At 57.7% G+C, this 24838-nt stretch carries 23 protein-coding genes and 1 pseudogene; 10 read left to right on the top strand and 14 right to left on the bottom strand.

Annotation, left to right across the window (positions count from 1 at the left end; genetic code table 11):
- Window positions 1-313 (top strand): annotated as a pseudogene (locus tag EQV93_RS20670) (hypothetical protein); the annotation flags it as partial.
- Here the strand turns inward: EQV93_RS20670 and EQV93_RS20665 are convergent.
- Complete coding sequence (locus tag EQV93_RS20665) at window positions 314-1252, bottom strand: aspartyl/asparaginyl beta-hydroxylase domain-containing protein (RefSeq protein WP_240892349.1); 939 nt, start codon at window positions 1250-1252, stop codon at window positions 314-316.
- A 224-nt stretch (window positions 1253-1476) separates the two neighbouring features.
- Window positions 1477-2451: a cysteine synthase A gene (gene cysK / locus EQV93_RS20660; protein WP_122784086.1), complete on the bottom strand. Its 975-nt coding sequence runs from the start codon at window positions 2449-2451 to the stop codon at window positions 1477-1479.
- Between the two features lie 120 nt (window positions 2452-2571).
- Here cysK and EQV93_RS20655 point away from each other — a divergent pair, with 120 nt between their 5' ends.
- The 3 genes from EQV93_RS20655 to EQV93_RS20645 all read left to right on the top strand — a co-directional run bounded on the left by EQV93_RS20655 (window position 2572) and on the right by EQV93_RS20645 (window position 5832).
- The gene (locus EQV93_RS20655) at window positions 2572-3648 is read left to right on the top strand and encodes a DUF748 domain-containing protein (RefSeq protein WP_122784085.1); all 1077 of its coding nucleotides are present in this window, start codon (window positions 2572-2574) and stop codon (window positions 3646-3648) included.
- Window positions 3649-3786: 138 nt separating this feature from the next.
- The gene (locus EQV93_RS20650) at window positions 3787-4632 is read left to right on the top strand and encodes an AAA family ATPase (protein WP_122784084.1); all 846 of its coding nucleotides are present in this window, start codon (window positions 3787-3789) and stop codon (window positions 4630-4632) included.
- Window positions 4633-4653: 21 nt separating this feature from the next.
- Window positions 4654-5832 carry a vWA domain-containing protein gene (locus EQV93_RS20645; RefSeq protein ID WP_240892348.1) on the top strand — a complete coding sequence of 393 codons (1179 nt, stop codon included), beginning with the start codon at window positions 4654-4656 and terminating at the stop codon, window positions 5830-5832.
- 109 nt (window positions 5833-5941) lie between these two features.
- On the opposite strand, the gene EQV93_RS20640 is transcribed toward EQV93_RS20645, so the two are convergent.
- From EQV93_RS20640 to EQV93_RS20615, 6 genes are all read right to left on the bottom strand, one after another.
- Window positions 5942-6871 carry a biotin-dependent carboxyltransferase family protein gene (locus EQV93_RS20640; RefSeq protein WP_122784082.1) on the bottom strand — a complete coding sequence of 310 codons (930 nt, stop codon included), beginning with the start codon at window positions 6869-6871 and terminating at the stop codon, window positions 5942-5944.
- On the bottom strand, window positions 6868-7572 hold the full coding sequence (gene pxpB, locus EQV93_RS20635) for a 5-oxoprolinase subunit PxpB (protein ID WP_240892347.1): 705 nt from the start codon (window positions 7570-7572) through the stop codon (window positions 6868-6870). Before pxpB ends, EQV93_RS20640 begins: the two co-directional genes overlap by 4 nt.
- The gene (locus tag EQV93_RS20630) at window positions 7569-8321 is read right to left on the bottom strand and encodes a 5-oxoprolinase subunit PxpA (protein ID WP_146386477.1); all 753 of its coding nucleotides are present in this window, start codon (window positions 8319-8321) and stop codon (window positions 7569-7571) included. The genes pxpB and EQV93_RS20630 overlap by 4 nt, the downstream gene beginning before the upstream one ends.
- Window positions 8322-8459: 138 nt before the next feature.
- The gene (locus tag EQV93_RS20625; protein WP_240892346.1) at window positions 8460-8993 is read right to left on the bottom strand and encodes a DUF2937 family protein; all 534 of its coding nucleotides are present in this window, start codon (window positions 8991-8993) and stop codon (window positions 8460-8462) included.
- Between the two features lie 12 nt (window positions 8994-9005).
- Window positions 9006-9782 carry a class II glutamine amidotransferase gene (locus EQV93_RS20620; RefSeq protein ID WP_122784079.1) on the bottom strand — a complete coding sequence of 259 codons (777 nt, stop codon included), beginning with the start codon at window positions 9780-9782 and terminating at the stop codon, window positions 9006-9008.
- Window positions 9783-9818: 36 nt separating this feature from the next.
- Window positions 9819-10313, bottom strand: a complete 495-nt coding sequence (locus tag EQV93_RS20615; RefSeq protein WP_122784078.1) for an MFS transporter — start codon at window positions 10311-10313, stop codon at window positions 9819-9821.
- Between the two features lie 100 nt (window positions 10314-10413).
- Here EQV93_RS20615 and EQV93_RS20610 point away from each other — a divergent pair, with 100 nt between their 5' ends.
- Window positions 10414-12459 carry a S9 family peptidase gene (locus tag EQV93_RS20610; RefSeq protein ID WP_240892345.1) on the top strand — a complete coding sequence of 682 codons (2046 nt, stop codon included), beginning with the start codon at window positions 10414-10416 and terminating at the stop codon, window positions 12457-12459.
- A 226-nt stretch (window positions 12460-12685) separates the two neighbouring features.
- On the opposite strand, the gene EQV93_RS20605 is transcribed toward EQV93_RS20610, so the two are convergent.
- Complete coding sequence (locus EQV93_RS20605) at window positions 12686-12976, bottom strand: hypothetical protein (RefSeq protein WP_240892344.1); 291 nt, start codon at window positions 12974-12976, stop codon at window positions 12686-12688.
- Window positions 12977-13059: 83 nt separating this feature from the next.
- On the opposite strand from EQV93_RS20605, the gene EQV93_RS20600 reads away from it, so the two are divergent.
- Entirely contained in the window at window positions 13060-13746 is a 687-nt protein-coding gene (locus tag EQV93_RS20600) for a spermidine synthase (RefSeq protein WP_122784075.1), read from the top strand.
- Window positions 13747-13799: 53 nt separating this feature from the next.
- Window positions 13800-14174, top strand: coding sequence for a YajD family HNH nuclease (locus EQV93_RS20595; protein WP_122784074.1), 375 nt, complete (start codon window positions 13800-13802; stop codon window positions 14172-14174).
- A gap of 28 nt (window positions 14175-14202) precedes the next feature.
- Here the strand turns inward: EQV93_RS20595 and tusA are convergent, their stop codons facing one another.
- A complete protein-coding gene (gene tusA / locus EQV93_RS20590; RefSeq protein ID WP_122784073.1) occupies window positions 14203-14451 on the bottom strand; it encodes a sulfurtransferase TusA in 249 nt (82 codons plus the stop codon).
- Between the two features lie 14 nt (window positions 14452-14465).
- Window positions 14466-15542 (bottom strand): 23S rRNA (cytidine(2498)-2'-O)-methyltransferase RlmM, encoded by a 1077-nt coding sequence (rlmM, locus tag EQV93_RS20585; protein ID WP_122784072.1) that lies wholly within the window; start codon window positions 15540-15542, stop codon window positions 14466-14468.
- A 193-nt stretch (window positions 15543-15735) separates the two neighbouring features.
- Here rlmM and acnA point away from each other — a divergent pair, with 193 nt between their 5' ends.
- From acnA to EQV93_RS20570, 3 genes are all read left to right on the top strand, one after another.
- Entirely contained in the window at window positions 15736-18477 is a 2742-nt protein-coding gene (gene acnA / locus EQV93_RS20580) for an aconitate hydratase AcnA (protein WP_146386469.1), read from the top strand.
- A gap of 109 nt (window positions 18478-18586) precedes the next feature.
- Window positions 18587-19375 carry a CPBP family intramembrane glutamic endopeptidase gene (locus tag EQV93_RS20575; protein WP_240892343.1) on the top strand — a complete coding sequence of 263 codons (789 nt, stop codon included), beginning with the start codon at window positions 18587-18589 and terminating at the stop codon, window positions 19373-19375.
- 205 nt (window positions 19376-19580) lie between these two features.
- Window positions 19581-21146, top strand: coding sequence for a methyl-accepting chemotaxis protein (locus EQV93_RS20570; RefSeq protein WP_146386465.1), 1566 nt, complete (start codon window positions 19581-19583; stop codon window positions 21144-21146).
- On the opposite strand, the gene EQV93_RS20565 is transcribed toward EQV93_RS20570, so the two are convergent.
- The 3 genes from EQV93_RS20565 to EQV93_RS20555 are packed head-to-tail and all read right to left on the bottom strand — an operon-like array spanning window position 21136 to window position 24811.
- Window positions 21136-23781, bottom strand: coding sequence for a T6SS phospholipase effector Tle1-like catalytic domain-containing protein (locus tag EQV93_RS20565; RefSeq protein WP_240892342.1), 2646 nt, complete (start codon window positions 23779-23781; stop codon window positions 21136-21138). The genes EQV93_RS20570 and EQV93_RS20565 overlap by 11 nt on opposite strands.
- Window positions 23766-24302 carry a DUF3304 domain-containing protein gene (locus EQV93_RS20560; RefSeq protein ID WP_240892341.1) on the bottom strand — a complete coding sequence of 179 codons (537 nt, stop codon included), beginning with the start codon at window positions 24300-24302 and terminating at the stop codon, window positions 23766-23768. Before EQV93_RS20560 ends, EQV93_RS20565 begins: the two co-directional genes overlap by 16 nt.
- A complete protein-coding gene (locus EQV93_RS20555) occupies window positions 24287-24811 on the bottom strand; it encodes a DUF3304 domain-containing protein (RefSeq protein WP_240892340.1) in 525 nt (174 codons plus the stop codon). Before EQV93_RS20555 ends, EQV93_RS20560 begins: the two co-directional genes overlap by 16 nt.
- Window positions 24812-24838: the final 27 nt, after the last annotated feature.

Raw genomic sequence — 24838 nt, 5'->3', positions numbered from 1 at the left:
ACGGCCCTCGCTTCGCTCAGGTGTCCCTCACTCCGGTCCCGCTCCGTGGGCACGCTGCGACGGGCCATCCTTGGCCCGATCGCAGCTCTCCCGGCATCCATGCCGGTCGACCCACTCCGCGAAACCTACACTCGGCCTCCCGACGGGGCGGCAGATCAAGATCAAAAGCCAGATCAAGATCAAGATCAAGATCAAGATCAAGATCAAGATCAAGATCAAGATCTACGGCAACAGCAACAGCAACAGCAACAGCAACAGCAACAGCAACAGCAACAGCAACAGCAACAGCAACAGCAACAGCAGTTGCTGTTAATTATCCAAACAACCAACGCACCAATAGCACCAGCACGATAACCGCCAATACCGGGCGGGCTACTCGGTATAGCTTGGGATGACGGCGCTTCCACTGTTTAACCACACCACTGAACCGGTCACTGAAGGTTTTGCTCCAGGCATAGGCTTTGTTGATGCCGCCTACACGCTCATCGTCGGTGTTTTGCGGTGCAGTCGCTTTGCCCAGTTGGGCACTGACCCAGCGGTTGATGCGGGTCATCAGGCGGCTGGTCAAGGGCCGCTCAATGTCACAGAACAGGATGACGCGGGTAATGTCGGTTTCGTTTTTGACCCAGTGAACGTAGGTCTCATCGAACATGACGTCTTCGCCATCGCGCCAGCTGTATTCTTCTCCGTCAACAAAGATGCGGCACGCATCGGAGTTGGGCGTGGTCAGCCCAAGGTGGTAACGCAACGAACCAGCAAACGGGTCGCGGTGTGGGTTGAGGTGGCTGCCACCCGGTAACAGGGCAAACATCGCTCCCTTGACGTTCGGGATGCTGTTGACCAGTTCAACTGTTTTAGGGCACAGCAATTCGGCCGATGGCAGCGCCTTGTCGTACCACTTGAGGTAAAAACGCTTCCAGCCTTTTTTGAAGAACGAACCGAATCCAGCGTCGTTGTTCTTTTCCGCTGCGCGAATGTAGCCTTCGTCGAACAGGTGCATGGCTTCTTCACGAATGACCTGCCAGTTGCTCTTGAGCACATCCAGCTCGGGGAACTTGCTGCGGTCCAGGTAAGGCTTGGACGGCACAGCAGAAAACAGGTACATCAAGGCGTTGTACGGCGCAAAGAACGCGGAGTGGTTGACGAACTGACGCAGCACGGGCAAACGCGCTTTACCGCGCAAATGCACGTATAGGATGCTGGCAACAAACAGCAGTATCAGCCCTGCCTTGATGGCGAAGGATAAGGTCATGCAACAACTCCTCGAAAATAGGCAACCTGCAGCGGGTCGGTCACGCAGCGTGGCAGCCGGTCATGATAAACATTACCGGCGTAGGACAAAACCCGCGTCTTCCATCATTCAGTGTTAAGGAACAGGTAATAAACGATTAATTATGCATAAGCGTAAGGGGACGCTGTTTGATTTGAGTCAGGCAATAAGGGTAGCCGCTGTTGCAGCGGCTACCAGGCATCGATTTACTGATGCAATTCTTGCTCGCTGAAGATGTCGCTAAACAGGAAGCTCGACAGGTAGCGCTCACCCGAGTCAGGGAGGATCACAACAATAGTCTTGCCTTGCATTTCCGGGGTCTCGGCCAGGCGCACCGCTGCGGCCATCGCCGCTCCGCACGAGATGCCGCACAGAATGCCTTCTTCATGCATCAGGCGCAGGGCCATCGCTTTGGATTCGTCATCGCTGACCAGTTCCACTTTGTCGACAATCGACAGGTCGAGGTTTTTCGGTACGAAACCGGCACCAATGCCCTGGATTTTGTGCGGCGACGGTTTGATTTCTTCTCCCGCCAGCGCCTGGGTAATAACCGGCGAGGTAATGGGTTCTACCGCGACTGACAAAATCGGCTTGCCCTGGGTGTGTTTGATGTAGCGCGAAATGCCAGTGATGGTGCCACCCGTGCCCACGCCCGATACCAGCACGTCCACGCTGCCGTCGGTGTCGTTCCAGATTTCCGGGCCGGTGGTCTTTTCGTGAATGGCCGGGTTGGCAGGGTTTTCGAACTGTTGGGGCATAAAGAAGTTGTCCGGGTCAGTGGCCTGAATTTCAGCCGCCTTGTCGATCGCCCCTTTCATGCCTTTGGCCGGCTCGGTCAGTACCAGTTCAGCTCCTAACGCCTTGAGCACTTTGCGTCGCTCAAGGCTCATCGATGACGGCATGGTCAGCATCAACTTGTAACCGCGCGCCGCCGCGACAAAGGCCAGGCCAATGCCCGTGTTACCCGACGTCGGTTCAATGATGGTCATACCCGGCTTGAGCACACCCCGGCTTTCTGCGTCCCAGATCATATTGGCGCCAATGCGGCATTTCACCGAATAGCCGGGGTTGCGCCCTTCTATCTTGGCCAGGATGGTCACGCCACGGGGCGCGATGCTGTTGATCTGGACTAAAGGCGTGTTTCCGATGGATTGGGCGTTATCTGCAAAAATGCGGCTCATGACGGGATCCTTATGCACCTTCTGGAAAGGCCTCAGGGTAGGCTTCGTGTTCTCAGGCGTCCAGTCATGCGAACGTCTGGCGCGCAGTGCAGTCCATTTTGTACTGAGGGAGGCAAGATCATGAAAGCGCGATACAGATGGCCATTGTGTACGGTAGGTGTGTTGGTGGTACTGCTGGTGGTGGCTCACATCGCCCTGCCCTATGTGGTGCGCAACTACTTGAACGACAAACTGGCGCATATGGGTGACTATAGCGGGCATGTCCATGACGTGGATCTAGCCTTGTGGCGCGGTGCCTATCGGATCAATGACCTGGAAATCGTCAAGGTGTCAGGCAAGGTTCCCGTGCCTTTCGTCCAAATTCCGACGCTTGAGCTGGCGGTCAGTTGGCACTCACTCTGGTACGACCGCGCAGTGGTCGCCGAGGCCGTGTTTGTCAGGCCGCACATTAATTTTGTCGATGGCGGCGTCAATAAATCTGCCACGCAAACGGGTGAAGGCACCGACTGGCGCGAACAATTACGCAAATTACTGCCCATCACCCTCAACGAGGTGCGCATCCAAGACGGGCAAGTCACCTTTCGCAACTTCAATTCCAAACCGCCCGTTAACCTGAGCGCCACTGACATTAATGCCAGCGTGTTCAATTTAACCAACGTGGTGGACGTCGAAGGCAAGCGCGATGCGCGCCTGGAGGGCAAAGCCCTGTTACTGGGACAGGCCCCCATGGAAGTCAGCGCGACCTTCGACCCGCTGAGCAACTTTGAAAACTTTGAGTTTCGCCTGCGCGCCACGAATATTGAATTAAAACGCTTTAACAGCTTCGCTTCGGCCTACGGCAAATTTGACTTTAATGCCGGCAATGGCGACTTGGTGATTGAAGCTCAAGCCGATAAAGGGCGTTTAAAGGGCTATATCAAACCGCTGTTACGCAACGTGGAAGTGTTCAACTGGCAGCAGGATGTCGAGAACAAAGACAAAGGGTTCTTTCGTTCTATCTGGGAGGCCGTGGTGGGCGGCACCGAGACGGTGCTGAAAAACCAGCCTAAAAACCAGTTCGCGACTCGGGTCGAACTGAGCGGCAGTGTGCATCGCCAGGACATCAGTGGGTTTCAGGCGTTCTTGCAGATTTTGCGCAATGGGTTTGTCCAGGCATTCAATGCCCGCTATGAACAACCCGCGCCCAAGTCAGAGTGAGTCAGTTCGTGACGATCCATTCACAATCTGAATAAAGCGCTTACGTTCCCAGCCTGCGGCGGGTCGCGTTATAGTCGGACATACTTTTTCTCCCGCCCTGCCCTCGCAGGCCACGGGCCATGGCTTGAGGATTTATCGATGAAGTTTGAAGGCACCCGCGCCTATGTCGCCACCGACGACCTGAAACTGGCGGTCAACGCGGCCATTACCCTTGAACGCCCATTGCTGGTCAAGGGTGAGCCGGGCACCGGCAAAACCATGCTGGCCGAACAATTGGCCGAATCCTTTGGCTGCAAGTTGATCACCTGGCACATCAAGTCCACCACCAAAGCGCATCAAGGCTTGTATGAGTACGACGCGGTAAGCCGCCTGCGTGATTCACAACTGGGCGTCGATAAAGTCCACGATGTGCGTAATTACCTGAAGAAAGGCAAGCTCTGGGAGGCTTTCGAAGCTGATGAGCGGGTGATTTTGCTGATCGATGAAATCGACAAGGCCGACATTGAATTCCCGAACGACCTGCTGCAAGAACTCGACAAGATGGAGTTCTACGTTTACGAGACTGACGAAACCATCAAGGCCAAAGTCCGTCCGATCATCATCATTACGTCGAACAATGAAAAGGAATTGCCGGACGCTTTTCTGCGCCGCTGTTTCTTCCATTACATCAACTTTCCGGATCGCGTCACGCTGCAGAAAATTGTTGATGTGCACTTTCCAAACATCAAAAAAGACTTGGTCAGTGAAGCGCTGGACGTGTTCTTCGATGTGCGCAAAGTGCCTGGCCTCAAGAAAAAACCTTCAACTTCCGAGCTGGTGGACTGGTTGAAACTGCTGATGGCCGACAATATCGGCGAAGCGGTATTGCGCGAACGTGACCCCACCAAAGCCATTCCACCACTGGCGGGTGCTCTGGTGAAAAACGAGCAGGACGTGCAGTTGCTTGAACGTCTGGCCTTTATGAGCCGTCGCGGCAATCGCTGATTTTTCGAGAAGGCGATAAGCATGTTGCTTAATCTGTTCAATGAAATGCGGGCGGCCAAAGTGCCGGTTTCAGTGCGCGAACTGTTGGACTTGATCAACGCATTGAAAAACCGTGTGACCTTCGCCGACATGGATGAGTTTTATTATCTGGCGCGCACGATTCTGGTGAAGGACGAGCGCCATTTCGACAAGTTCGACCGTGCGTTTGGTGCGTATTTCAACGGTTTGCAAAACCTCAATGAGCATCTTGAAGCGTTGATCCCAGAAGACTGGCTGCGCAAGGAGTTCGAGCGTTCATTAAGCGATGAGGATCGCGCTCAACTCCAGTCGCTGGGTGGGCTGGACAAGCTGATCGAAGCCTTCAAGCAGCGCCTTGAAGAGCAAAAGGAACGCCATGCCGGTGGCAACAAATGGATCGGCACCGGCGGCACCAGCCCATTTGGCTCGGGCGGTTACCACCCTGAAGGCATTCGCGTGGGTGATGCCGGCCTGCGTCAGGGCAAGGCGGCCAAGGTATGGGAGCAACGCGAGTACAAGAACCTCGACGATCAGGTTGAATTGGGTACACGCAATATCAAGGTGGCGCTACGACGCTTGCGCAAGTTTGCGCGTCAGGGCGCAGCCGAAGAGTTTGATATTGATGGCACCATCGACCACACCGCACGCGATGGTGGCTTGCTGAATATTCAGATGCGTCCCGAGCGTCGCAACAACATCAAACTGTTGTTGCTGTTTGATATTGGCGGCTCGATGGATTCGCACGTGAAGATTTGCGAAGAACTGTTTTCGGCCTGCAAAACCGAGTTCAAGCACTTGGAGTATTACTACTTTCATAACTTCATTTATGAATCGGTGTGGAAGAACAACCAGCGCCGACAGATTGAGCGTATTTCTACCCAGGATCTGCTCAATACCTATGGGGCTGACTACAAGGTGATTTTCATCGGCGATGCGTCCATGGGGCCTTATGAAATCACCCATGCGGGGGGCAGTGTAGAACACTGGAATGAAGAGCCGGGTTACAAGTGGATGCAGCGCTTTATGGAGAAATACAAAAAGCTCATCTGGATCAATCCGTATCCCAAAGACACCTGGCATTACACCGCTTCGACAGGGATTGTCAGGGATCTGATTGAAGACCGCATGTACCCGTTGACGCTCGACGGGCTGGAAGAAGGCATGCGGTTTTTGGCGAAATGAGCGTGGGGGCTGGCGACCCTCACCCTAGCCCTCTCCCAGAGGGAGAGGGAACTGTCCGCACGCGGCACCAGGATCACACAAATCAGTCCCCTCTCCCTCCGGGAGAGGGTTAGGGTGAGGGGCTTTCAAACTGCCGCAAAAAATCCACATGCTGACGCTGCGCCGCCTCCTGCGTAACAGGCCGCAAGTACACCTGCTCTCCCGGCAAACACTGCGCCAGCCGCGCCAACGCCAGCGGGGTCAAAGCCCCCAGCCTCGGGTAACCGCCAATGGTCTGGCGATCATTGAGCAACACAATCGGCTGGCCATCCGGCGGTACTTGAATCGCCCCTAACGGGATGCCTTCCGAAATCATCGGCGCGCCCTGATACACCAACGCAGGTCCCAGCAAGCGAATGCCCATGCGGTCTGCCCGACTGTCCAGCGTCCACGGGCGATTGAACGCATCAAAGGTACTTTGGCCACTGAAAGCACCGAGTTGCGCCCCCATGACCAGGTCAAGCCGTGGATTGGCGCTGAACACAGGCTGCATTGGCACTTCCAACTCACGCAAAGGCGCAGCCACCCCGTTGTAGCTCAGCTCATCACCGGCCAGCAGCGCTCGACCCAACCCGTCCGGCCCACCCAACTGTTCACGCACCACCGTTGCGCAGCTGCCCAAGACCTGCGGCGCCGCAAACCCGGCTGGCGCAGCCAGGTAAGCCCTCGCCCCGGTCAATGGCTGGGTAAAGGTCAGGGTTTGGCCTTTGCTCATCGAAAAACTGCGCCAGGGTTTCAGCGGTTGCCCGTCTATTGCCGCCGCTAAATCGGCGCCCGCCAGTGCCAGTGTGCAATCGTCCTGGGCCACCACGGTCAATCCGCCCAGGGTGATTTCAATCACTGCAGCCCCAGGCGTGTTACCCAGCAGACCATTGGCCCTGGCCATTGATAACCAGTCTGCCGCGCCGCCCTGCGTCACCCCCAGATGGCGGACACCAAACCGCCCCGCGTCCTGCAATTGGCACAACGGGTTGCTGGCCTGAATCAATAAACGGCTCATGCCAAGGCCTCCTGAGGGGTATCGTCGCCGCCCAGGCGGATGAATTCTGCATGAGAAACAGCCACGAACTGCACGGTATCGCCGGGTCGCAGGAGGCTGTAACCCTCACGATCCCGGTCAAACAAGGCACTCGGGGTGCGGCCGATCAAGTTCCAGCCTCCCGGCGACTGCGCCGGGTAAGCCGCCGTCTGACGCTGCGCAATGCCAACGCTGCCCTTGGCCACCCGTTTACGCGGTGTATTTAGACGGGGCGCGGCCAATGCTTCTTCGACCAACCCCATAAAGGCAAAACCGGGGGCAAAACCCAACGCGAACACTTGATATTCATGCTCGCTATGACGACGAATGACCTCACTGACCGATCCACCCGTGCGTTGGGCTAACAAGGCCAGCTCAGGGCCAACGCTCAGGTCATACCACACCGGTAGCAGATGACGCTGCCCACTGTTTTGAGTGTGCGGGCGCAGGTCTGTCAGCGCTTGGGCAATCCGCTCACGCGCTTGCGCCGGGGTCAGCGCCAGCCCGTCGTAGTGCACCATCAAGGTGGTGTAGGACGGCACCAGATCCGTCAGGTGCTCAGCAAAACAAATGCGCAGTTGTTCGCTGGCGGCGAGCATCCACGGCATATTGGTTTCGGCAATGTCATCGAACAAACGCACCATCAGGGCGTCGATGGCCACCACTTCGATACGCACCTTCATGCCTGAGCCTGCAGGTTCAGGGCTTCACGGATACGCTGTACGGCGTTCACTGAACTGGCGTTGTCGCCATGCACACACAAGGTATTGGCGTGTAAATACAAGGCGCTGCCGTCGTTGCTTTGCAACGGCTTGCCCGCTGCCAGGGTCAGCGCCTGTTGCACGATAACGTCGGGATCGTGATGCACCGCACCTGGCAGTTGCCGTGATACAAGCCGGCCAGCACTGTCATACGCACGGTCAGCAAAGGCTTCGAACCACAAGGTCACGCCGAACTCATCGCCAATGGCTTGGGCTGCACTGTTGTCCCGTGTGGCCATCAGCATCAGCGGCAAGTTGCCATCGTAGGCGGCCACGGCTTGCACCACCGCTCGCAATTGCGCGGGGTTGGCCATCATGTCGTTGTACATCGCCCCGTGGGGTTTGACGTAGCTGACGCGGGTGCCTTGAGCGCGGCAGATGCCGTCCAGCGCACCGATCTGATAGTGCAGCAGGTCTTGCAGCTCTTGCGTCGAATAGGCCATTGAGCGTCGACCAAACCCGGCCAGATCCTGATACGCCGGATGGGCACCGATTTTGACGTTATGCGCCAGTGCCAGCGCCACGGTGTTGCGCATGATGCCCGGGTCACCCGCATGAAAGCCGCAGGCAATGTTGGCGCAATCAATAAACGGCATCACCTCGGCATCCAGGCCCATGGTCCAGCTACCGAAACTCTCACCAATATCGCAATTCAATAACAGGCGGCTCACGGTCATGCTCCTGTGGTTTTTTTGTAGTGTAGGTGGCGAGCATTTTTCGACAGGCACAGGCCCTTCGTCCAACTAATAAAAGCCGGACTCGGACATAAGAAAAAGTTGATTGCTTAAATGTTAAGCCAAGGCAGCGGCTTAGCTGTAGCGTTCACGCCGGGCAATACGTTCGCGCTGACGTTTGCCCCCCAGCACCACCCAGTCCACCAGCCGCACAAAGCCTTCAATAATGAAGGAGAACAGCAGCGCACCCGCCATTGCCCAGCCGATAGCCACCGGCGAAAGCAGTACCTGATAGGTGTACGTGTTGTAGGTTTCTTCGCGAATAGCCGGGTCGGCGGCATAGGCCACTTGCAGGGCACGCATGTACCACGGACCTTGCATGGCCTGGAACTGCTCATCGAGCAGGTGCTGACGGTCCAGCAAGGTGCTCAGGCTGTTGGCATCGCTGCGAAAGACCGGGTCGTCGCTGGCCTGATAATGCGCCACCAGGGCTTGCAGGTCGCCCTTGAAGAACTGATTGGCGGTGTTCTGGAAACCCGCCAGCCCGGTCTGGGCTTCAATAAGGTGAGCCTCGACGCGATTGGCGTAGTCATTGATGAACCCCGGCACTTGTACGCCGATCAACAAGCCCAAAGTGAACAACACCAACCGCAGGTAGCTCAACCACATATTCGCCCATCCTTATTCGGTTGTGCCCTGACTGACGCATTCGCCACGCCGCCACAGGCTCCATTGGCCGGGCTCGTAGCGAGTCCAGGTTTCGTTTTCGGTCAAGGGTTCGGTGGCAATGACCGTGACGACATCATCCGGCGTGGTTTCAGACTGAAAATCGACGATGACATCGACATCTTTCAAGCGTGCCGGGCCAAACGGCGCGCGACGGGTGATGTGCGCCAACTTGGTCGAGCAATAGCAAAATAGCCAGTCGCCATCACTGAGCAGGCAATTGAACACCCCTTTGCTGCGAAATTCGGCACAGGCGGCCACCAGCACCGGCAGGATACGCTCCACCTCGACCGGCTCCGGGAAGGCTTCGCGTACCCGGTTGAGCAACTCACAAAACGCCGCTTCACTGTCGGTATCACCTATGGGGCGATAAAAACTCGCGCCCGGGGCAAAATCGGCCAGTTGACCGTTGTGGGCAAAACACCAGTTACGGCCCCACAGTTCCCGGACAAACGGATGAGTGTTGGACAGGCATACTTTGCCGACGTTGGCCTGGCGGATGTGGCCAATCACCACTTCGCTTTTTATCGGGTAACGCTGTACCAGCAACGCCACTTCGGAATCGCAGCTGGCCCCAGGGTCCTGAAACAAGCGCAGGCCACGGCCCTCGTAGAAGGCAATGCCCCAGCCATCACGGTGCGGGCCGGTTCGTCCGCCACGCTGCATCAGCCCGGTAAAACTGAACACAATGTCAGTCGGGACATTGGCGCTCATGCCCAATAATTCACACACGCTCGTACTCTCGCATTCAAGCCCAACGTAAAAGGGTTACAACCGCGGCTCTACACGTGAAGGGGCAGCCGCACGGGGCGGGACGCGACGACCATAACGGTCATCGCCTGCCGAGCCGAAAGGCTGGTCATCTTCAGGATCACCGCCCTGTGATTTTTCAGCGGCAGCGATTTTTGCCTGACGCGCCTTACTGGCACGCTCGATGGGCCAGCGGATCAGCACAAACACGGCATACAGCACAAACGCGAACAGCGTGTACATCAGCAGGTCTGATACGGCACGCCAGGCGTTGTTGCCCACTTTGAAGGCCAGATCCAGTGCGGTGATCGCCACGGCAGGGGCAAATTTTTCTTTGACCGGGTCGATGATGGTCGGGCTGAACAGCAGCACGGCCATCAAGACACGCAACGGCTCACGTAACCAGCGCCACATGAATCGGGTCAGGCGGCACCACACCAGCAGGCAGCCTAAAGCGGCAAAGGCGTAAAGGCCCCAGGCGATCAGATAGTCGTTCTCGGTCATGGTATCCATGGTCGGCAGGCAATGAAGCGCTATGATAACGGCTTTTAGACAGTGCGGCTGCCCCGCCTTCAACCTCCCTTCTTTTCATTCAAATCTTCGAGAACGCTCAATGACCGAATCAGCCTACGCAAACAGCGCACCTATCGCACACAGGGTGGAGGGTTCTGACCCCTACTCATGGTTACAAAATCGCGATAGCGAAGAGGTCCTGGACTACTTGAAAGCGGAAAACAGCTATCAGGAAGCGCAGCTGGCCGATCAGGCTGAATTGCGTGAGACGCTGTTTCAAGAGATCAAGGGCCGTATTCGCGAGACTGATTTGTCACTGCCCTCCCCTTGGGGGCCGTACCTGTATTACACGCGCACGGTGGCGGGTGATGAGTACGCCCGCCATTTCCGCTGCCCACGCCCGGCTGATGATAGCCAGCAGGTCGACGAAAGCGCCGAGCAATTGCTGCTCGACCCCAACGCCTTGGCCGAGGGTGGCTTCATTTCGTTGGGCGCTTTCAGCATCAGCCCCGATCACCAGCGCCTGGCTTACAGCCTGGACACCAGTGGCGAAGAGACCTACCGCCTGTTCGTCAAAGAGCTGAGCAACGGCACTGTGACCGAACTGCCGTTTGAAGACTGCGATGGCAGCATGACGTGGGCCAATGACAGCCAGACGCTGTTTTTTGCCGAGCTGGACGACACGCACCGTCCACACAAGCTGTATCGCCACACGCTGGGTGAAGTTTCGGCAAACGAGGTCTTTCATGAGCCGGACGGACGTTTTTTCCTGCACTGCTACCGCTCCAGTTCCGAGCGCCATTTGATTCTATTGCTCAACAGCAAGACCACCAGTGAGAGCTGGGTACTGGATGCCGATCACCCGCAACAGTCGTTCAACTGTCTGGCACCTCGGGTTGAGGGGCACGACTACAGCGTTGACCACGGCTTGTACGAAGGGCAATGGGCCTGGTTTATTCGCACCAATCAGGACGGCATCAACTTCGCCTTGTATTACGCGCCGGGCGATGTCCCTGCCCGCAAAGACTGGCAGTTACTGATCGCGCATAACGATCAAGTCATGCTGGAGGGGATGAGCCTCAACGCCCATGCCCTTTGCCTGAGTTTGCGCGAAGGTGGCCTGCCGATCATCGAAATCCGCCCTGAGGGCCTGACGCCCTATCGCGTGCAACTGCCCGATGCCGCCTACAGCCTGTATGTACAAGACAGCCTGGAATTTGACAGCCCCTCTATCCGTCTTCGCTACGAGTCACTGAACCGACCGGCTCAAGTTCGCCAACTGACGCTGGCGACCGGCGAGCAAAGCGTGCTCAAGGAAACCCCGGTGCTGGGGCCTTTCGATGCCGACGACTACGTCAGCCAGCGCTTGTGGGCCACCGCCCCTGATGGCACCCGCGTGCCCATCAGTCTGGTGGTCAAACGCTCAGCACTGGGCAAGCCTGTACCGCTTTACCTGTATGGCTACGGCGCCTATGGCGAAAGCCTTGACCCGTGGTTTTCCCACGCCCGCCTGAGCTTGCTTGATCGCGGCGTTGCTTTTGCCATTGCCCATGTACGCGGTGGCGGCGAGTTGGGCGAAGCCTGGTATCGCGCAGGCAAACAGGAAAACAAGCACAACACCTTCAGTGACTTCATCGCGTGTGCCGAACACCTGATCGATACTGGCCTGACGCGCTCCGACCAGTTGGTGATCAGCGGTGGCAGCGCAGGCGGCTTGTTGATAGGTGCGGTACTCAATCAGCGCCCGGAACTGTTTAAAGCCGCGATTGCTGAAGTGCCCTTTGTGGATGTGCTCAATACCATGCTCGATCCCGACCTGCCGCTGACGGTGACCGAGTACGACGAATGGGGCAACCCGCAAGAACCAGAGGTGTACGCGCGCATCAAGGCGTATGCGCCCTATGAGAACGTCACGGCTCAGGACTACCCGGCGATGCTGGTGATTGCCGGTTATAACGACAGCCGCGTGCAGTACTGGGAAGCCGCCAAGTGGGTGGCTAAATTGCGCGCCACCAAGACTGACGATCATCTGCTGTTGCTCAAGACCGAACTGGACGCCGGCCATGGTGGCATGAGTGGGCGCTATCAGGGCCTGCGTGACGTGGCCCTGGAGTATGCATTTGTGTTTAAAGTGCTGAACATCTGATGGGCCAGACGTATCGTTGGCCAGGCGACGGAACAAGCATTTCGTAGCAGCTGTCGAGTCATGCGAGGCTGCGCTCGACGATGCAATCGTCGCAAGCTTAATGCCTGCGGGGTATCTGAACCCCGCACCAGCGATGAGCCTGAAGCCTGGGATTGAAAGGTTTCACGACGGCTGCGCCGCCGAACGCAGCCTCGCGGAGCTCGTCAGCGGCTACAGGTAAAGCGTCTTAATCAGTCTTGAGGCTGGCTTTGGGCTCTTTGACGTCAAGGCCCGGCAGCGGCTGGTCTTTGGGCGGCTGCGGCAAGTTGATCGGGGGCAATGGCAGCAGGCTGCCATTGGCAGGCGGCCTGGATACCGCACGGGGGGTGATTTGCGGATACGGCGTGGGCGTGGCTGTGCCTGGTGAACCCGGCGCGGGTGATACCGGCACCACAGGCACTGGCGTCAGCTCAGCGGCATGAGCCGCACTTATCAGGAGCGCGCTGTACCCAATGACCGTTAGAATAGTGCGTTTCATCAATCACTCCGTTGCCAGACCGGCTCGTCAGGCCCTCAGGCTACTCGTAACTCGATGATTTTGTCCCCTTCTATGAGATACCCATGAAACGTTTTGTTTTGCTCGACACCACCCCTATCCCGGAAAATGGCGGTGCCTTGTGCCTGTTCGAGTACGGCGAAGACTTCGTGATCAAAATTCAGGGCGGTGACGGCGGCCAGCTTATGAACACCCGCATGCACGGCTCCGAAGATGCACTGGCCGAGATTCCTTGCCGTAAAGTCGCCGGCCGTGCGCAATCGCGGGTGCTGATTGGCGGCCTGGGCATGGGTTTCACGCTGGCTTCGGCGCTAAAACATCTGGGTAAAACCGCAGAAGTGGTGGTCGCAGAGCTGGTTCCGGGCGTCGTCGAGTGGAACCGTGGCCCGCTGGGCGAGAAATCGGGCAACCCGTTGCAGGACCCGCGTACGGTGATTCGCATGGAAGACGTGGCCAAGGTGTTGCAGGCTGAACCCAATGGCTTTGATGCAATCATGCTTGATGTCGACAATGGCCCCGAGGGGCTGACCCAAAAGGCCAATAGCTGGTTGTACTCCGCGGGTGGCTTGAGCGCTTGCGCCAAAGCCTTGCGACCTAAAGGCGTGCTGGCCGTATGGTCGGCCAGTGCCGACAAACAGTTTTCTGACAAACTGCGCAAAGCCGGCTTCAAGGCCGAAGAAGTTCAAGTGTTTGCCCACGGCAACAAGGGCACGCGTCATACCATCTGGATTGCTGAAAAAATCAAAGGCTGATCAACAGCTAAACTTCACACGACCTGACCGTCATTTGTCTTAAAGGTGAACCCATGAGTTCGGCTAACCCACCGTCCCATACCGCCAAACTGGATCGCATCCTGGCGGATGCCCAGCGTGACCGCGAGATGGGCTATCGCGACAAAGCGCTGAAAATGTACCCCCACGTGTGCGGCCGTTGCGCCCGTGAATTTGCGGGTAAACGCCTGAGTGAGCTGACCGTTCACCACCGCGATCACAACCATGACAACAACCCGCAGGACGGCTCCAACTGGGAGCTGCTGTGCTTGTACTGCCATGACAATGAGCACTCGCGCTACACCGACCAGCAGTACTTTTCAGACAGCTCCACCAGCAGCCCTAAAATCGCCAAAGCCACTCATAACCCGTTTGCCGCATTGGCGGGGCTGATGAAAAAAGACGACTGAGCCAACGCCACCCAGTGTGTGGCGCGCGTCAATCAGTCTTTTTGCGAATCCAGTACAGATAGGTGCCCGCCTCCTCTTGTTGCCCGACCAGTTCGTGGTCCAGGAACACACAAAACTTGGGGATGTCGCGGCGGGTTGATGGATCGGTCGCGATCACTTTCAACAGGCCACCGGGCACCAGATCACGGATGTGCTGATGCAACATCATCACCGGCTCGGGGCAATTCAGGCCGGTGGCATCAAGGGTGCCGTCAACCGGCAAATCGGCAAAACTCATCAGTAACTCCTGAATCAACGAGATTTAGGTTTTTTCACGTCCAGTCGACGCAAATGGCAGGTGACTTCTTCACGGTCGTGATACAGCTGCTTACAGCCAATTTCGACTTGAATACCGCGTGCCTTGAAGCCATCGGCAATTCGATCCAGCAAACGACGCACTTCGGCGTAGCGCTGTTTCATCGGCAACTTGAGGTTGACCACCGCTTCGCGGCAATGCCCCTCGCCAATCCACTCTTCAAGCATGGCCGCGTTACGGGCCGGCTTTTCGACAATATCGCAGACCATCCAGTCCACAGGTTGCTTGGGCTTGAAGGTAAAGCCGTCCGCCATCAAGTGCTGCACCAGCCCCGTGTCCATCAGGCTTTCGGCCATTGGCCCATTGTCGATGGCAGTGACGATCATGCCGCGATTGACCAGTTGCCACGTCCAGCCACCCGGTGCTGCGCCAAGGTCGACGCCGGTCATGTCGCTGTGCAGGCGCTCATCCCATTGATCACGGGGGATAAAGTGGTGCCAGGCTTCTTCCAGTTTCAGGGTTGAACGGCTCGGCGCTTCACGCGGGAACTTCAGGCGCGGGATACCCATGGGCCACATTGCCGAATTGTTCGACTCTGCTAGCCCCAAAAACACTTCACGGCCACTTTTGAAGGTCAGCAACAGACGGGGTTTATCGGCGTCGTCTTCCACCAACTTGCCTGCGTTGATAAGCGCTTTGCGCAGGTGCGCATCAAACTTCTTGCAGAAGTTAGAAAGCTCTTTGCCATCATTGGTGTCGACCATTTCCAGCCACAGACTGCCGCATACCGGGAAGTCGGCCATGTGTTCAAGAATGACGCTAATACGGTCAGTTTCCGGCAGCTCGATAAAACCACCCCGCGCCCATTGACGCGGAAAGATCAGGTCGGCAAAACGCAGGCCACGCATCAAGCGCTGGGCGCCGCCCTCTTCGGTACACACAAACTCGGCACAGGCAGTGCTTGGTTTGGCCTTGGCATAACCGGCCACATTGAGACGGGCGGCATGTTCGGCAATCTCCGAACAAACTTCACCTTCAAAACCCGGCCGGCAGTGCATAAAAACGGTGTTCATTGAATTACTCCTGGGCAACTGGCAGGGATTGGCCAGCTGCGCATCCTTGATTTGGCGCAAGGACTGTCACGAAAAGGCCGGCATGATAGCCGACTTCGGAACCTCGAACCCCTATAGACAGTCCAGTTATTAGCCAGAGCACCTTTTCAGGGCTAGGTTAGAAGCTCTACCCGTGTACTACAGGAGTCATTTCATGTCCTCCCTTGATAGCCTGAACACCCTTTGCACCTTAAAAGTCGACGACAAGACTTATCACTATTTCAGCCTGCCCCATGCCGCCAAGACTCTGGGGGATTTGAGCAAGCTGCCGATGTCACTCAAAGTATTGCTGGAAAACCTGCTGCGCTGGGAGGACGGCAAGACCGTTACCGAACCTGACCTCAAGGCGCTGGCCGCCTGGCTCAAAGAGCGGCGCAGCGATCGGGAAATCCAGTACCGCCCGGCACGCGTATTGATGCAGGATTTTACCGGCGTGCCCGCGGTCGTCGACTTGGCGGCCATGCGCGCAGCGATGGCCAAGGCTGGCGGCGACCCGCAACGCATCAACCCGCTGTCTCCGGTCGACCTGGTGATCGATCATTCGGTCATGGTCGACACCTTCGCCAGCGCCAACGCCTTTGAGCAAAACGTTGACATTGAAATGCAACGTAACGGCGAACGGTACGCGTTTTTACGCTGGGGTCAGGATGCGTTCGATAATTTCAGCGTCGTACCACCCGGCACCGGTATTTGCCACCAGGTGAATCTGGAGTACCTGGGCCGCACCGTCTGGACCAAAGAAGAAGACGGTCGCACCTACGCGTTCCCCGACACCCTGGTCGGCACCGACTCCCACACCACCATGATCAATGGCCTCGGTGTGCTGGGCTGGGGCGTCGGCGGGATTGAAGCCGAGGCAGCGATGCTCGGCCAACCGGTGTCGATGTTGATCCCGGAAGTCATCGGCTTCAAGCTCAGCGGCAAACTCAAGGAAGGCATTACGGCCACCGACCTGGTGCTCACCGTCACCCAAATGCTGCGCAGCAAGGGCGTTGTCGGCAAGTTTGTCGAGTTTTATGGTGACGGGCTGGCTGAGCTGCCGCTGGCCGACCGCGCGACACTGGCCAATATGGCCCCCGAATACGGCGCCACCTGTGGTTTCTTCCCGGTGGATGACATCACGCTGGATTACCTGCGGCTGTCCGGGCGCCCGCACGCCACTGTCAAACTGGTCGAAGCGTATTGCAAGGCTCAGGGTCTGTGGCGCGAACCGGGTCAGGAACCCGTCTTTACGGACACACTGGCGCTCGACATGGGCACCGTGGAAGCCAGCCTCGCAGGCCCCAAACGCCCGCAAGACCGCGTGGCATTGCCCGACGTCGCGAAAGCGTTTGATGACTTCGTGGGCCTGCAATTCAAACCCGTCAGTAAAGAAGAAGGCCGGCTTGAAAGCGAGGGCGGTGGTGGCGTCGCCGTGGGCAATGCCGACCTGATCGGCGAAGCGGAGTACAGCTACAACGGTCAGACTTACCGCCTGAAAAACGGCGCCGTGGTCATCGCTGCCATCACCTCATGCACCAACACCTCCAACCCCAGCGTGATGATGGCTGCCGGGTTGGTGGCGAAAAAAGCAGTCGAAAAAGGCCTAAAAAGTCAGCCTTGGGTGAAAACCTCGCTGGCGCCGGGCTCCAAAGTGGTGACCGACTACTACAAAGCAGCGGGCCTCACTCAGTACCTTGACCAGTTGGGCTTTGCCTTGGTCGGCTACGGCTGCACCACCTGCATCGGTAACTCCGGGCCGTTGCCAGAACCGATTGAAAAAGCCATCACCCAGTCCGACCTGACTGTGGCCTCAGTGCTGTCGGGCAACCGCAACTTTGAAGGCCGTGTTCACCCCTTGGTGAAAACCAACTGGCTGGCCTCGCCGCCCTTGGTAGTCGCCTACGCCCTCGCGGGGACCGTGCGCATTGATATCAGCCGGGAACCGCTGGGTGTGGGTTCAGACGGTAAGCCGGTGTACCTGCGGGACATCTGGCCCAGCCAAAAAGAAATCGCCGACGCCGTCTCACAAGTGACTACCGACATGTTCCACAAGGAATACGCCGAGGTGTTTGCCGGTGATGAACAGTGGCAGGCCATTGAAGTGCCAAAAGCCGCGACCTATGTGTGGCAAGCGGATTCCACCTATATCCAGCACCCACCGTTCTTTGATGACATCAGCGGGCCATTACCGGTGATCAGCGACGTCAAAGGTGCCCGGGTGTTGGCGTTGCTGGGGGATTCCGTGACCACCGACCACATCTCCCCTGCGGGCAATATCAAGGCGGACAGCCCGGCGGGTCGCTATCTGCGCGAAAAAGGCGTGGAACCCCGGGACTTCAACTCCTATGGCTCGCGGCGTGGTAATCACGAAGTGATGATGCGCGGCACCTTTGCCAATATCCGTATTCGTAACGAAATGCTCGGCGGTGAAGAAGGCGGCAACACGATTTACATCCCCACTGGCGAAAAAATGTCGATTTACGATGCGGCCATGCGCTATCAGGCGGCGGGCACGCCTCTGGTGGTGATTGCCGGACAGGAATACGGCACGGGTTCCAGCCGCGACTGGGCCGCTAAAGGCACCAACCTGTTGGGAGTAAAAGCCGTCATTGCCGAAAGTTTTGAGCGTATTCACCGCTCCAATCTAGTGGGCATGGGCGTGCTTCCCTTGCAGTTCAAGCTCGATCAGAACCGCAAAAGCCTGAACCTTACCGGCAAGGAAACACTGGATATTCTCGGTTTGACCAACACCTCGTTGCAGCCTCGCATGAACCTGACGCTGGTTATCACCCGGGAGAACGGTCAACAGGAAAAAGTCGAGGTACTCTGTCGGATCGACACCCTCAATGAGATTGAATACTTCAAGGCAGGTGGGATTTTGCATTACGTGTTGCGCCAGCTGATTGCCTCTTAAGAGGCGTCGTCCTACACATTCTGCCAGTCATTTCTTTGTCGATAGATCGTTATACTGGCCAGCCCCGAACCTGTTTCGGGGCTTTTTTATGCCGCCAACAAGGAATGACATGCCCGTTTTGCCCTGGCCCTATCTGGCCCTTCTAACCCTCGGCTACTGCCTGGCCCTGAGCTATGGTCAACTGGGCGTTCAAGCCATTGCCCCACTGCTGGCGCTGGTCCTGACCGGTATGGCGGCCTACCCGTCGCGCCCTCAATGGTTGCGCTACACCGCCCATGCCGTGTTTATTTTGCTGGCCGTTGCCTTAGCCCTGCACGGGTTGCCCGGTTTCAATAATGGTCGCGCCATCGCTCCGGAACGCATCACCGCCGATGCCGTGCCTTTTTCGATGTACCTCAATCTCGACAAGCCTTTGATAGGTTTTTGGCTGCTGCTGGTATGCCCCTGGATCGCCCCGCGCTTTGCCTGGCGGGTGACGTTGAGAGCCACGCTGATGGCGCTGGCGCTTGTGGCCCTTGCCGCACTGGGCGGGGCAATGATGCTGGGCATGATTGCCTGGGCGCCAAAATGGCCAGCATCCGGCTGGATATGGATGCTCAATAACCTGTTGCTGGTCACCGTAGTCGAAGAAGCACTGTTTCGAGGCTACATACAGGGCGGCCTGAGCCGCTGGTTCAAGGGCTTGCCTTATGGTCGGACGTTGGCACTGGTGATAGCCTCGGTGCTGTTCGGTCTTGCCCATATGGCTGCAGGCTGGCAGTGGGTGTTACTGGCGGGTATTGCCGGGCTGGGTTATGGCCTGGCCTATCGATTCGGTGGGCTAGGTGCAGCGATTGCCACGCACTTTGGCCTGAACCTGCTGCACTTCGTGTTTTTCACCTACCCCATGCTGGCTTAGGTCTCCTGCGGCTCTTGCCGCCGACGAGGAACGAGGGCAGCGATCGGTTGGGTGCGCCACTGCGATGAAGCGCCGCACACCATCCCGCTCGGTTTTTATGGGTTTATATCCGTTGCTCATTAAAGATGGGTAGACGTCAGGATTTAAATTAAACAAATCCTCAGGTCCGCCGACACCCTGTCAAAGCCTTGCGGATTGACATGACATGCGTAACAACCAGCCCATCACCCAGCGCGAACGGACGTTCCCCGCGCAACAACGGTTGATTTCCACGACTGATGCCAGAGGCGTTATCAATTACTGTAACGACGCCTTCATGGAGATCAGCGGGTTTTCTCGTGACGAGCTGATCGGGGCACCGCACAACCTGGTGCGCCATCCCGATGTGCCTTCTGCGGTGTTCGAACACATGTGGAGCACCCTGAAAAAGGGGCAGCCGTGGATGGGTATCGTCAAGAACCGCTGCCGCAATGGCGACCATTACTGGGTCAATGCGTACGTGACGCCGGTGTTTGAGAACGAGCGTGTGGTGGGCTATGAGTCGGTGCGCATCAAGCCGACGGCCGAACAAATTCTGCGCGCAGAAGGCCTTTACTCCAGGTTGAACCGCGGCAAACCGGCCGTACCGCGCCGTGACCAGTGGTTACCGGTGTTGCAGGACTGGCTGCCGTTTATTCTGGTTAGCCAGTTGAGCTTCATGATTGGTGTTCTGCTTAATTCCAGCTGGGGGTTTGCCTTGGCCGCCCTCCTCTCGATTCCACTGGGGTTGCTGGGCCTAAGCTGGCAACAACGCGGCATCAAGCGTTTGCTGCGACTGGCCGAGCAAACGACCTCCGACCCGCTGATTGCCCAGATGTACACCGACAGTCGTGGCCCGCAAGCGCGCCTGGAAATGTCCATCCTGAGCCAGGAAGCTCGTCTCAAAACCTGCCTCACCCGCCTGCAAGACACCGCCGAGCACTTGAGTGAGCAAGCCCGGCTATCGGATTCTCTGGCGCACAAAAGCTCACTGGGGCTGGAGCGCCAGCGTGTTGAAACAGAGCAAGTGGCCACGGCGGTCAACCAAATGGCCGCGACCACTCAGGAAGTTGCCAGCCATGTACAGCGCACGGCTGACGCGACCCAAGAGGCCAATCGTCTGACCAGCCGGGGCCGTGACATTGCCGGTGAAACCCGCGAAGCCATTGAACGCCTGTCTGTCGTTGTCGGTGAAACCGGAGCCACGGTGACGCAACTGGCCAAGGACAGTGACGAAATAGGCGGCGTAGTTGATGTGATCAAAGGCATTGCTGACCAGACCAACCTGCTGGCCTTGAACGCGGCCATTGAGGCGGCCCGGGCTGGCGAAATGGGTCGCGGTTTTGCCGTGGTCGCCGATGAAGTCCGCCAACTGGCGCAACGCACCAGCACCTCGACCGGACAGATTCACAGCCTGATTGCCAAGCTGCAACAAACCGCCTCAACCGCCGTGCAAACCATGGACGCCGGCCATCGTCAGGCACAGGAAGGCGTGGCGCGGGTGATGGAAGCGGATCAAGCGCTGGTGGGCATCAGTGAAGCGGTGGCGAACATCACCGACATGACGACCCAGATTGCCGCGGCCACCGAGGAACAAAGTGCCGTGGCTGAAGAAATCAGCCGCAACATCAGTACCATCGCCGACCTGGCTGACCAAACCTCTGAGCAAGCTCAGCATTCAGCGAAACTGAGCGAAGAACTGACCCAAACCGTGAACACTCAGTATTCGCTGGTGGAGCGGTTTAACCGCTAAGGCGAGCGGCGGCTGTCGCCGCTTTGGCCTGCTCGATCCACAGGCGTTTTCGCTCCTCAAGCTCCTCGGCTTCCAGCAAGCGGCGTTTATCTTCCGGTGTAAGACTGGCCTGGTACGCCGCCTCTTCTTCGGCTTTTCGCACGGCCGCCGCAGCAAGCGCGGCGGCTAACACTTCTTGCAGGGCTGGGGTGGTCGCGGTGGTTTCGTCGAGGGCTGGCGGTAAAGGCAGTGAATCCAGCAGTTTCAGCTTGCTGCCCGTCTCCTGAGTAAAGGCGCGAACGCTCTGGGTGTCTTCCAGCATCGGCAAGGCTATGCCGGTCAGGGTGTCGATGGCGCTGAATTCAGGCGCCCCGACTTTGCCGCGAAACACCGGCAGCCCCAATGAAGGCATCAACAGCCCGACCAGATAACGCGGGTCACGCCGCTTGATGCTCAAACCCACACTGGCGATAGCGACGGCAACCCCCACCACCTGCCCGGCCCGGGCCAGCAACGACAGCGCCTTGTTGCTCTCGTCGTCGAAGAAAATCGTGCGGTAACGAAAATAGTCGCTGAACGGTTCACGCTCGCCCAGCGACGAATGCATAAACCAGGCGCGGGAATCGTGCACATAGTCATCGAACAGCGTCAGCACTTGCCTGGCCTCATCATTGAGCGGCTGATGGTCCTCGGTGAACAGCCGGAAGTAGGACCAATAACCCGCCCTGCGCAGGTCATTGTACTGCTGGGCTTCGTCCTCTTCGTTGGTCAGATACACCAGCCCGCCGGCGGCCATATTGACGAACCGGCCCAAACTGAACATCTCGGATTTTTCCGGCAACTGCCATTCGGCCAGGTAATCAATGCGGAATTCGTTCATGGCGGCCCTCAGCTGGGTATGGTCCAGCGAGGGCTCAAAAACTTTGGCGGTGTTGATGGCCGTGGGGGTAGACGCACCGATGCGCTGTTCGAAGGCCAGCTTGGTCTTCTCATGCTCCACACGCTCTTCGCGCTCGCTGTCCGACCATTCGGGTAACGGCTGGCCGGAGCGAGCGGCCTGATCTTCTGCCAGCTGCATCCCGTGCAACGCCTCGAATGCCTCGCGCTCTTTAGCGGTCATGTCGGGGCTTTCCCCAGGGTACTTACCGGAGACGTGAGAGAAAGCGGCTGAATCCTCGAACCAGTAACTGGCGTAACGGTGGATGCGCCAACCGGTGATCAGCCCGGCCTGATGTTCCATGGCGGTTTCCAGCGGGCCGGGAATCAAGGTGTTGCGCCAGGTGTTGAAATGTTGGATGAGGGTTTCGGAAACGTCGTAGGACTCCAGGGTTTCATCCTCCATGATCAACCAAGGGCTGCGCTCCCGTTGGTCAGCGTGAAGCGCCTCTCTGGGGGCCTGCAACGGCGCACCTACTTTGTAGGCTTCACTGAACATATGGTGCAAGGCGATTTGCGACAAAACGTCCTGACTGCCCTCCCGTGATTTGCCCTGATCCCCCGGCGGATAGCCGCCGCCCACATCCGAGTGCATGCCTGGGTACAGGTATTCAATGGTGCCATTGCGGTAGGTCGAGGGGCACAGCGGATCGTCAGGTCGCGCTTTGCGCCGTATCGAATCCAGTGGGAAACAGGCGCGCTGCTCATGGGCCGAAACCAGATGCACGCAGCGCTCCAGAAACACTTCCGAATCCGACAGCCGCAGCGAGTCGTCAGCCCAGCCCATATGCCCGCTGGCAAACGGCGCCAGATACGCCACCCCCACTGACGCCACCGTATCGAACAGCCCCATAAAGGCAATGCTGATGGGCAACCCGGCAAACAGGTAGCAGGTTTCACCCTCGACCTCGACCTTGGTCAACGCCTCCAGCCAATTGGCAAACGCCCGCGCTTCGGCAGCACCACGAGAAAAGCCGTACACGTACAGGCGCATGGCCTTGATCAGCGGGGCGGTTTTCAGGCGGTTCTGCAATTCGACCTTTTGTTGCAACTCGCGAATCGGCGCTTCAAGAACTGCCTTGCGGCGAGCATAACCGTCGCTGACAAGTGAAGCCCCCAAGGCATCCATGCCCACAGACGTGCCCATTTTCTGGATAAGTGCGTAGGCAGCTTTGGGGAGAAGAGGTCCTTCATTACAAGCGACCTTCAATACATCCAGCAGCCGGGTCAGCCCCCAGTTAATACGATTTTCGCCTCCGGTGGCCATGCTCAGCCCCGAATCACTCGGCCCGAACTCATGAATTTCCTTGAACTCAGTCCCGACCCCGGGGATGTAATAGCGAAAGAAAGCCTCATCGCTGACAGGGGTTGGGGGCTGACCTTCCATATCACCCAGGCTGGCGTGAAATAAACGCGCCACATTGCTGGTCGTGGGTGGCTTACTCAATTTATCTGACGGCTCATGGTTATTGGTGCCGTCAAAGCACAGCGTAATGTTCAGCACATCCATACACGGCGGACCAACATAAAACCGGCGTGCAGCCCGCGCAGCCCGCTCGGTTTCAATCGCGATCTGACGTTCCACTTTGCGCTGCGCGATGCCGTTATCGGCCACCTGCTGAGGATGCGAAGGTAACAACCCCTTTAAGGGGAATTCCGGGGTCATCGCCAGAGGTTCCGCTGGCGGGCGTTTATGGAGCGTGTTTAAGGAGTCGGACATGTGCTGGGCACTTCCATTCGGCGGGGAAAGTTATAGGGGTGATCCCTGAGACCTTCATAGGTCGGGCTGGCAGAAACCTTGACCTGATCGCATGGCAAGAAATGCACGGTGACCAGCCCCAGTTGTTTGTAAGGCGCTACTTCAACAACGGCTCGATGGCGAGTGTTTTTCTTCCTCATTTCCTTCATTCGTACACGCCAAGCATCAGTAAATAAGGGCTCTGACAAAGAGGCGTAATCGTAAGGCGACGGATCCTTCTCCCACTCCACCACCACCGTCAGCCCTTCGCGCCATTGCACTGGCAACATCGCACAGCACATCTGGCTACGCGGGCCACCGCCGAAGGGGCCGATATTCGGTCCGCCACCGCCGTTTACGCTGAAATGATTGATGGCGGCCGAAGTGTGGTTAACCCCAGAAATCGAAGCCCCCAACATCGTCGGCTGCGACTCGACACAGCCTTGCAGCAACAGGCTGGCCGCCAGCAGCAGATATACGCGGCAAATCATGGTGTCGGGCATGTGCTGGGCACTTCCATTCGGCGGGGAAAGTTATAGGGGTGCCCACTGAGACCTTCATAGGTCGGGCTGGCAGAAACCTTGACCTGATCGCATGGCAAGAAATGCACGGTGACCAGCCCCAGTTGCTTGTAAGGCGCTACTTCAACAACGGCGCGGTGACGGGTGTCTTTCTCACTCAGTTCCTTCATTCGCGCGGTCCAAGCATCTGAAAACAGAGGTTCTGACAAAGAGGCGTAATCGTAAGGCGACGGATCCTTCTCCCACTCCACCACCACCGTCAGCCCTTCGCGCCATTGCACCGGCAACATCGCACAGCACATCTGGCTACGCGGGCCACCGCCATAGGGGCCTAGGTTCGGGCCTCCGCCGCCGTTTACGCTGAAATGATTGATGGCGGCTGAAGTGTGGTTAACCCCAGAAATCGAAGCCCCCAACATCGTCGGCCGCGACTCGACACAGCCTTGCAGCAACAGGCTGGCCGCCAGTATCCAGTGGCCTGCGGATATCATGACGAATGCCCGTAAGCAGCTTTGATC

It is taken from the genome of Pseudomonas sp. TMW22091 (assembly GCF_022496705.1).
Taxonomy (GTDB): Bacteria; Pseudomonadota; Gammaproteobacteria; order Pseudomonadales; family Pseudomonadaceae; genus Aquipseudomonas; species Aquipseudomonas saxonica.
This window is presented reverse-complemented; position numbering and strand designations above follow the sequence as displayed.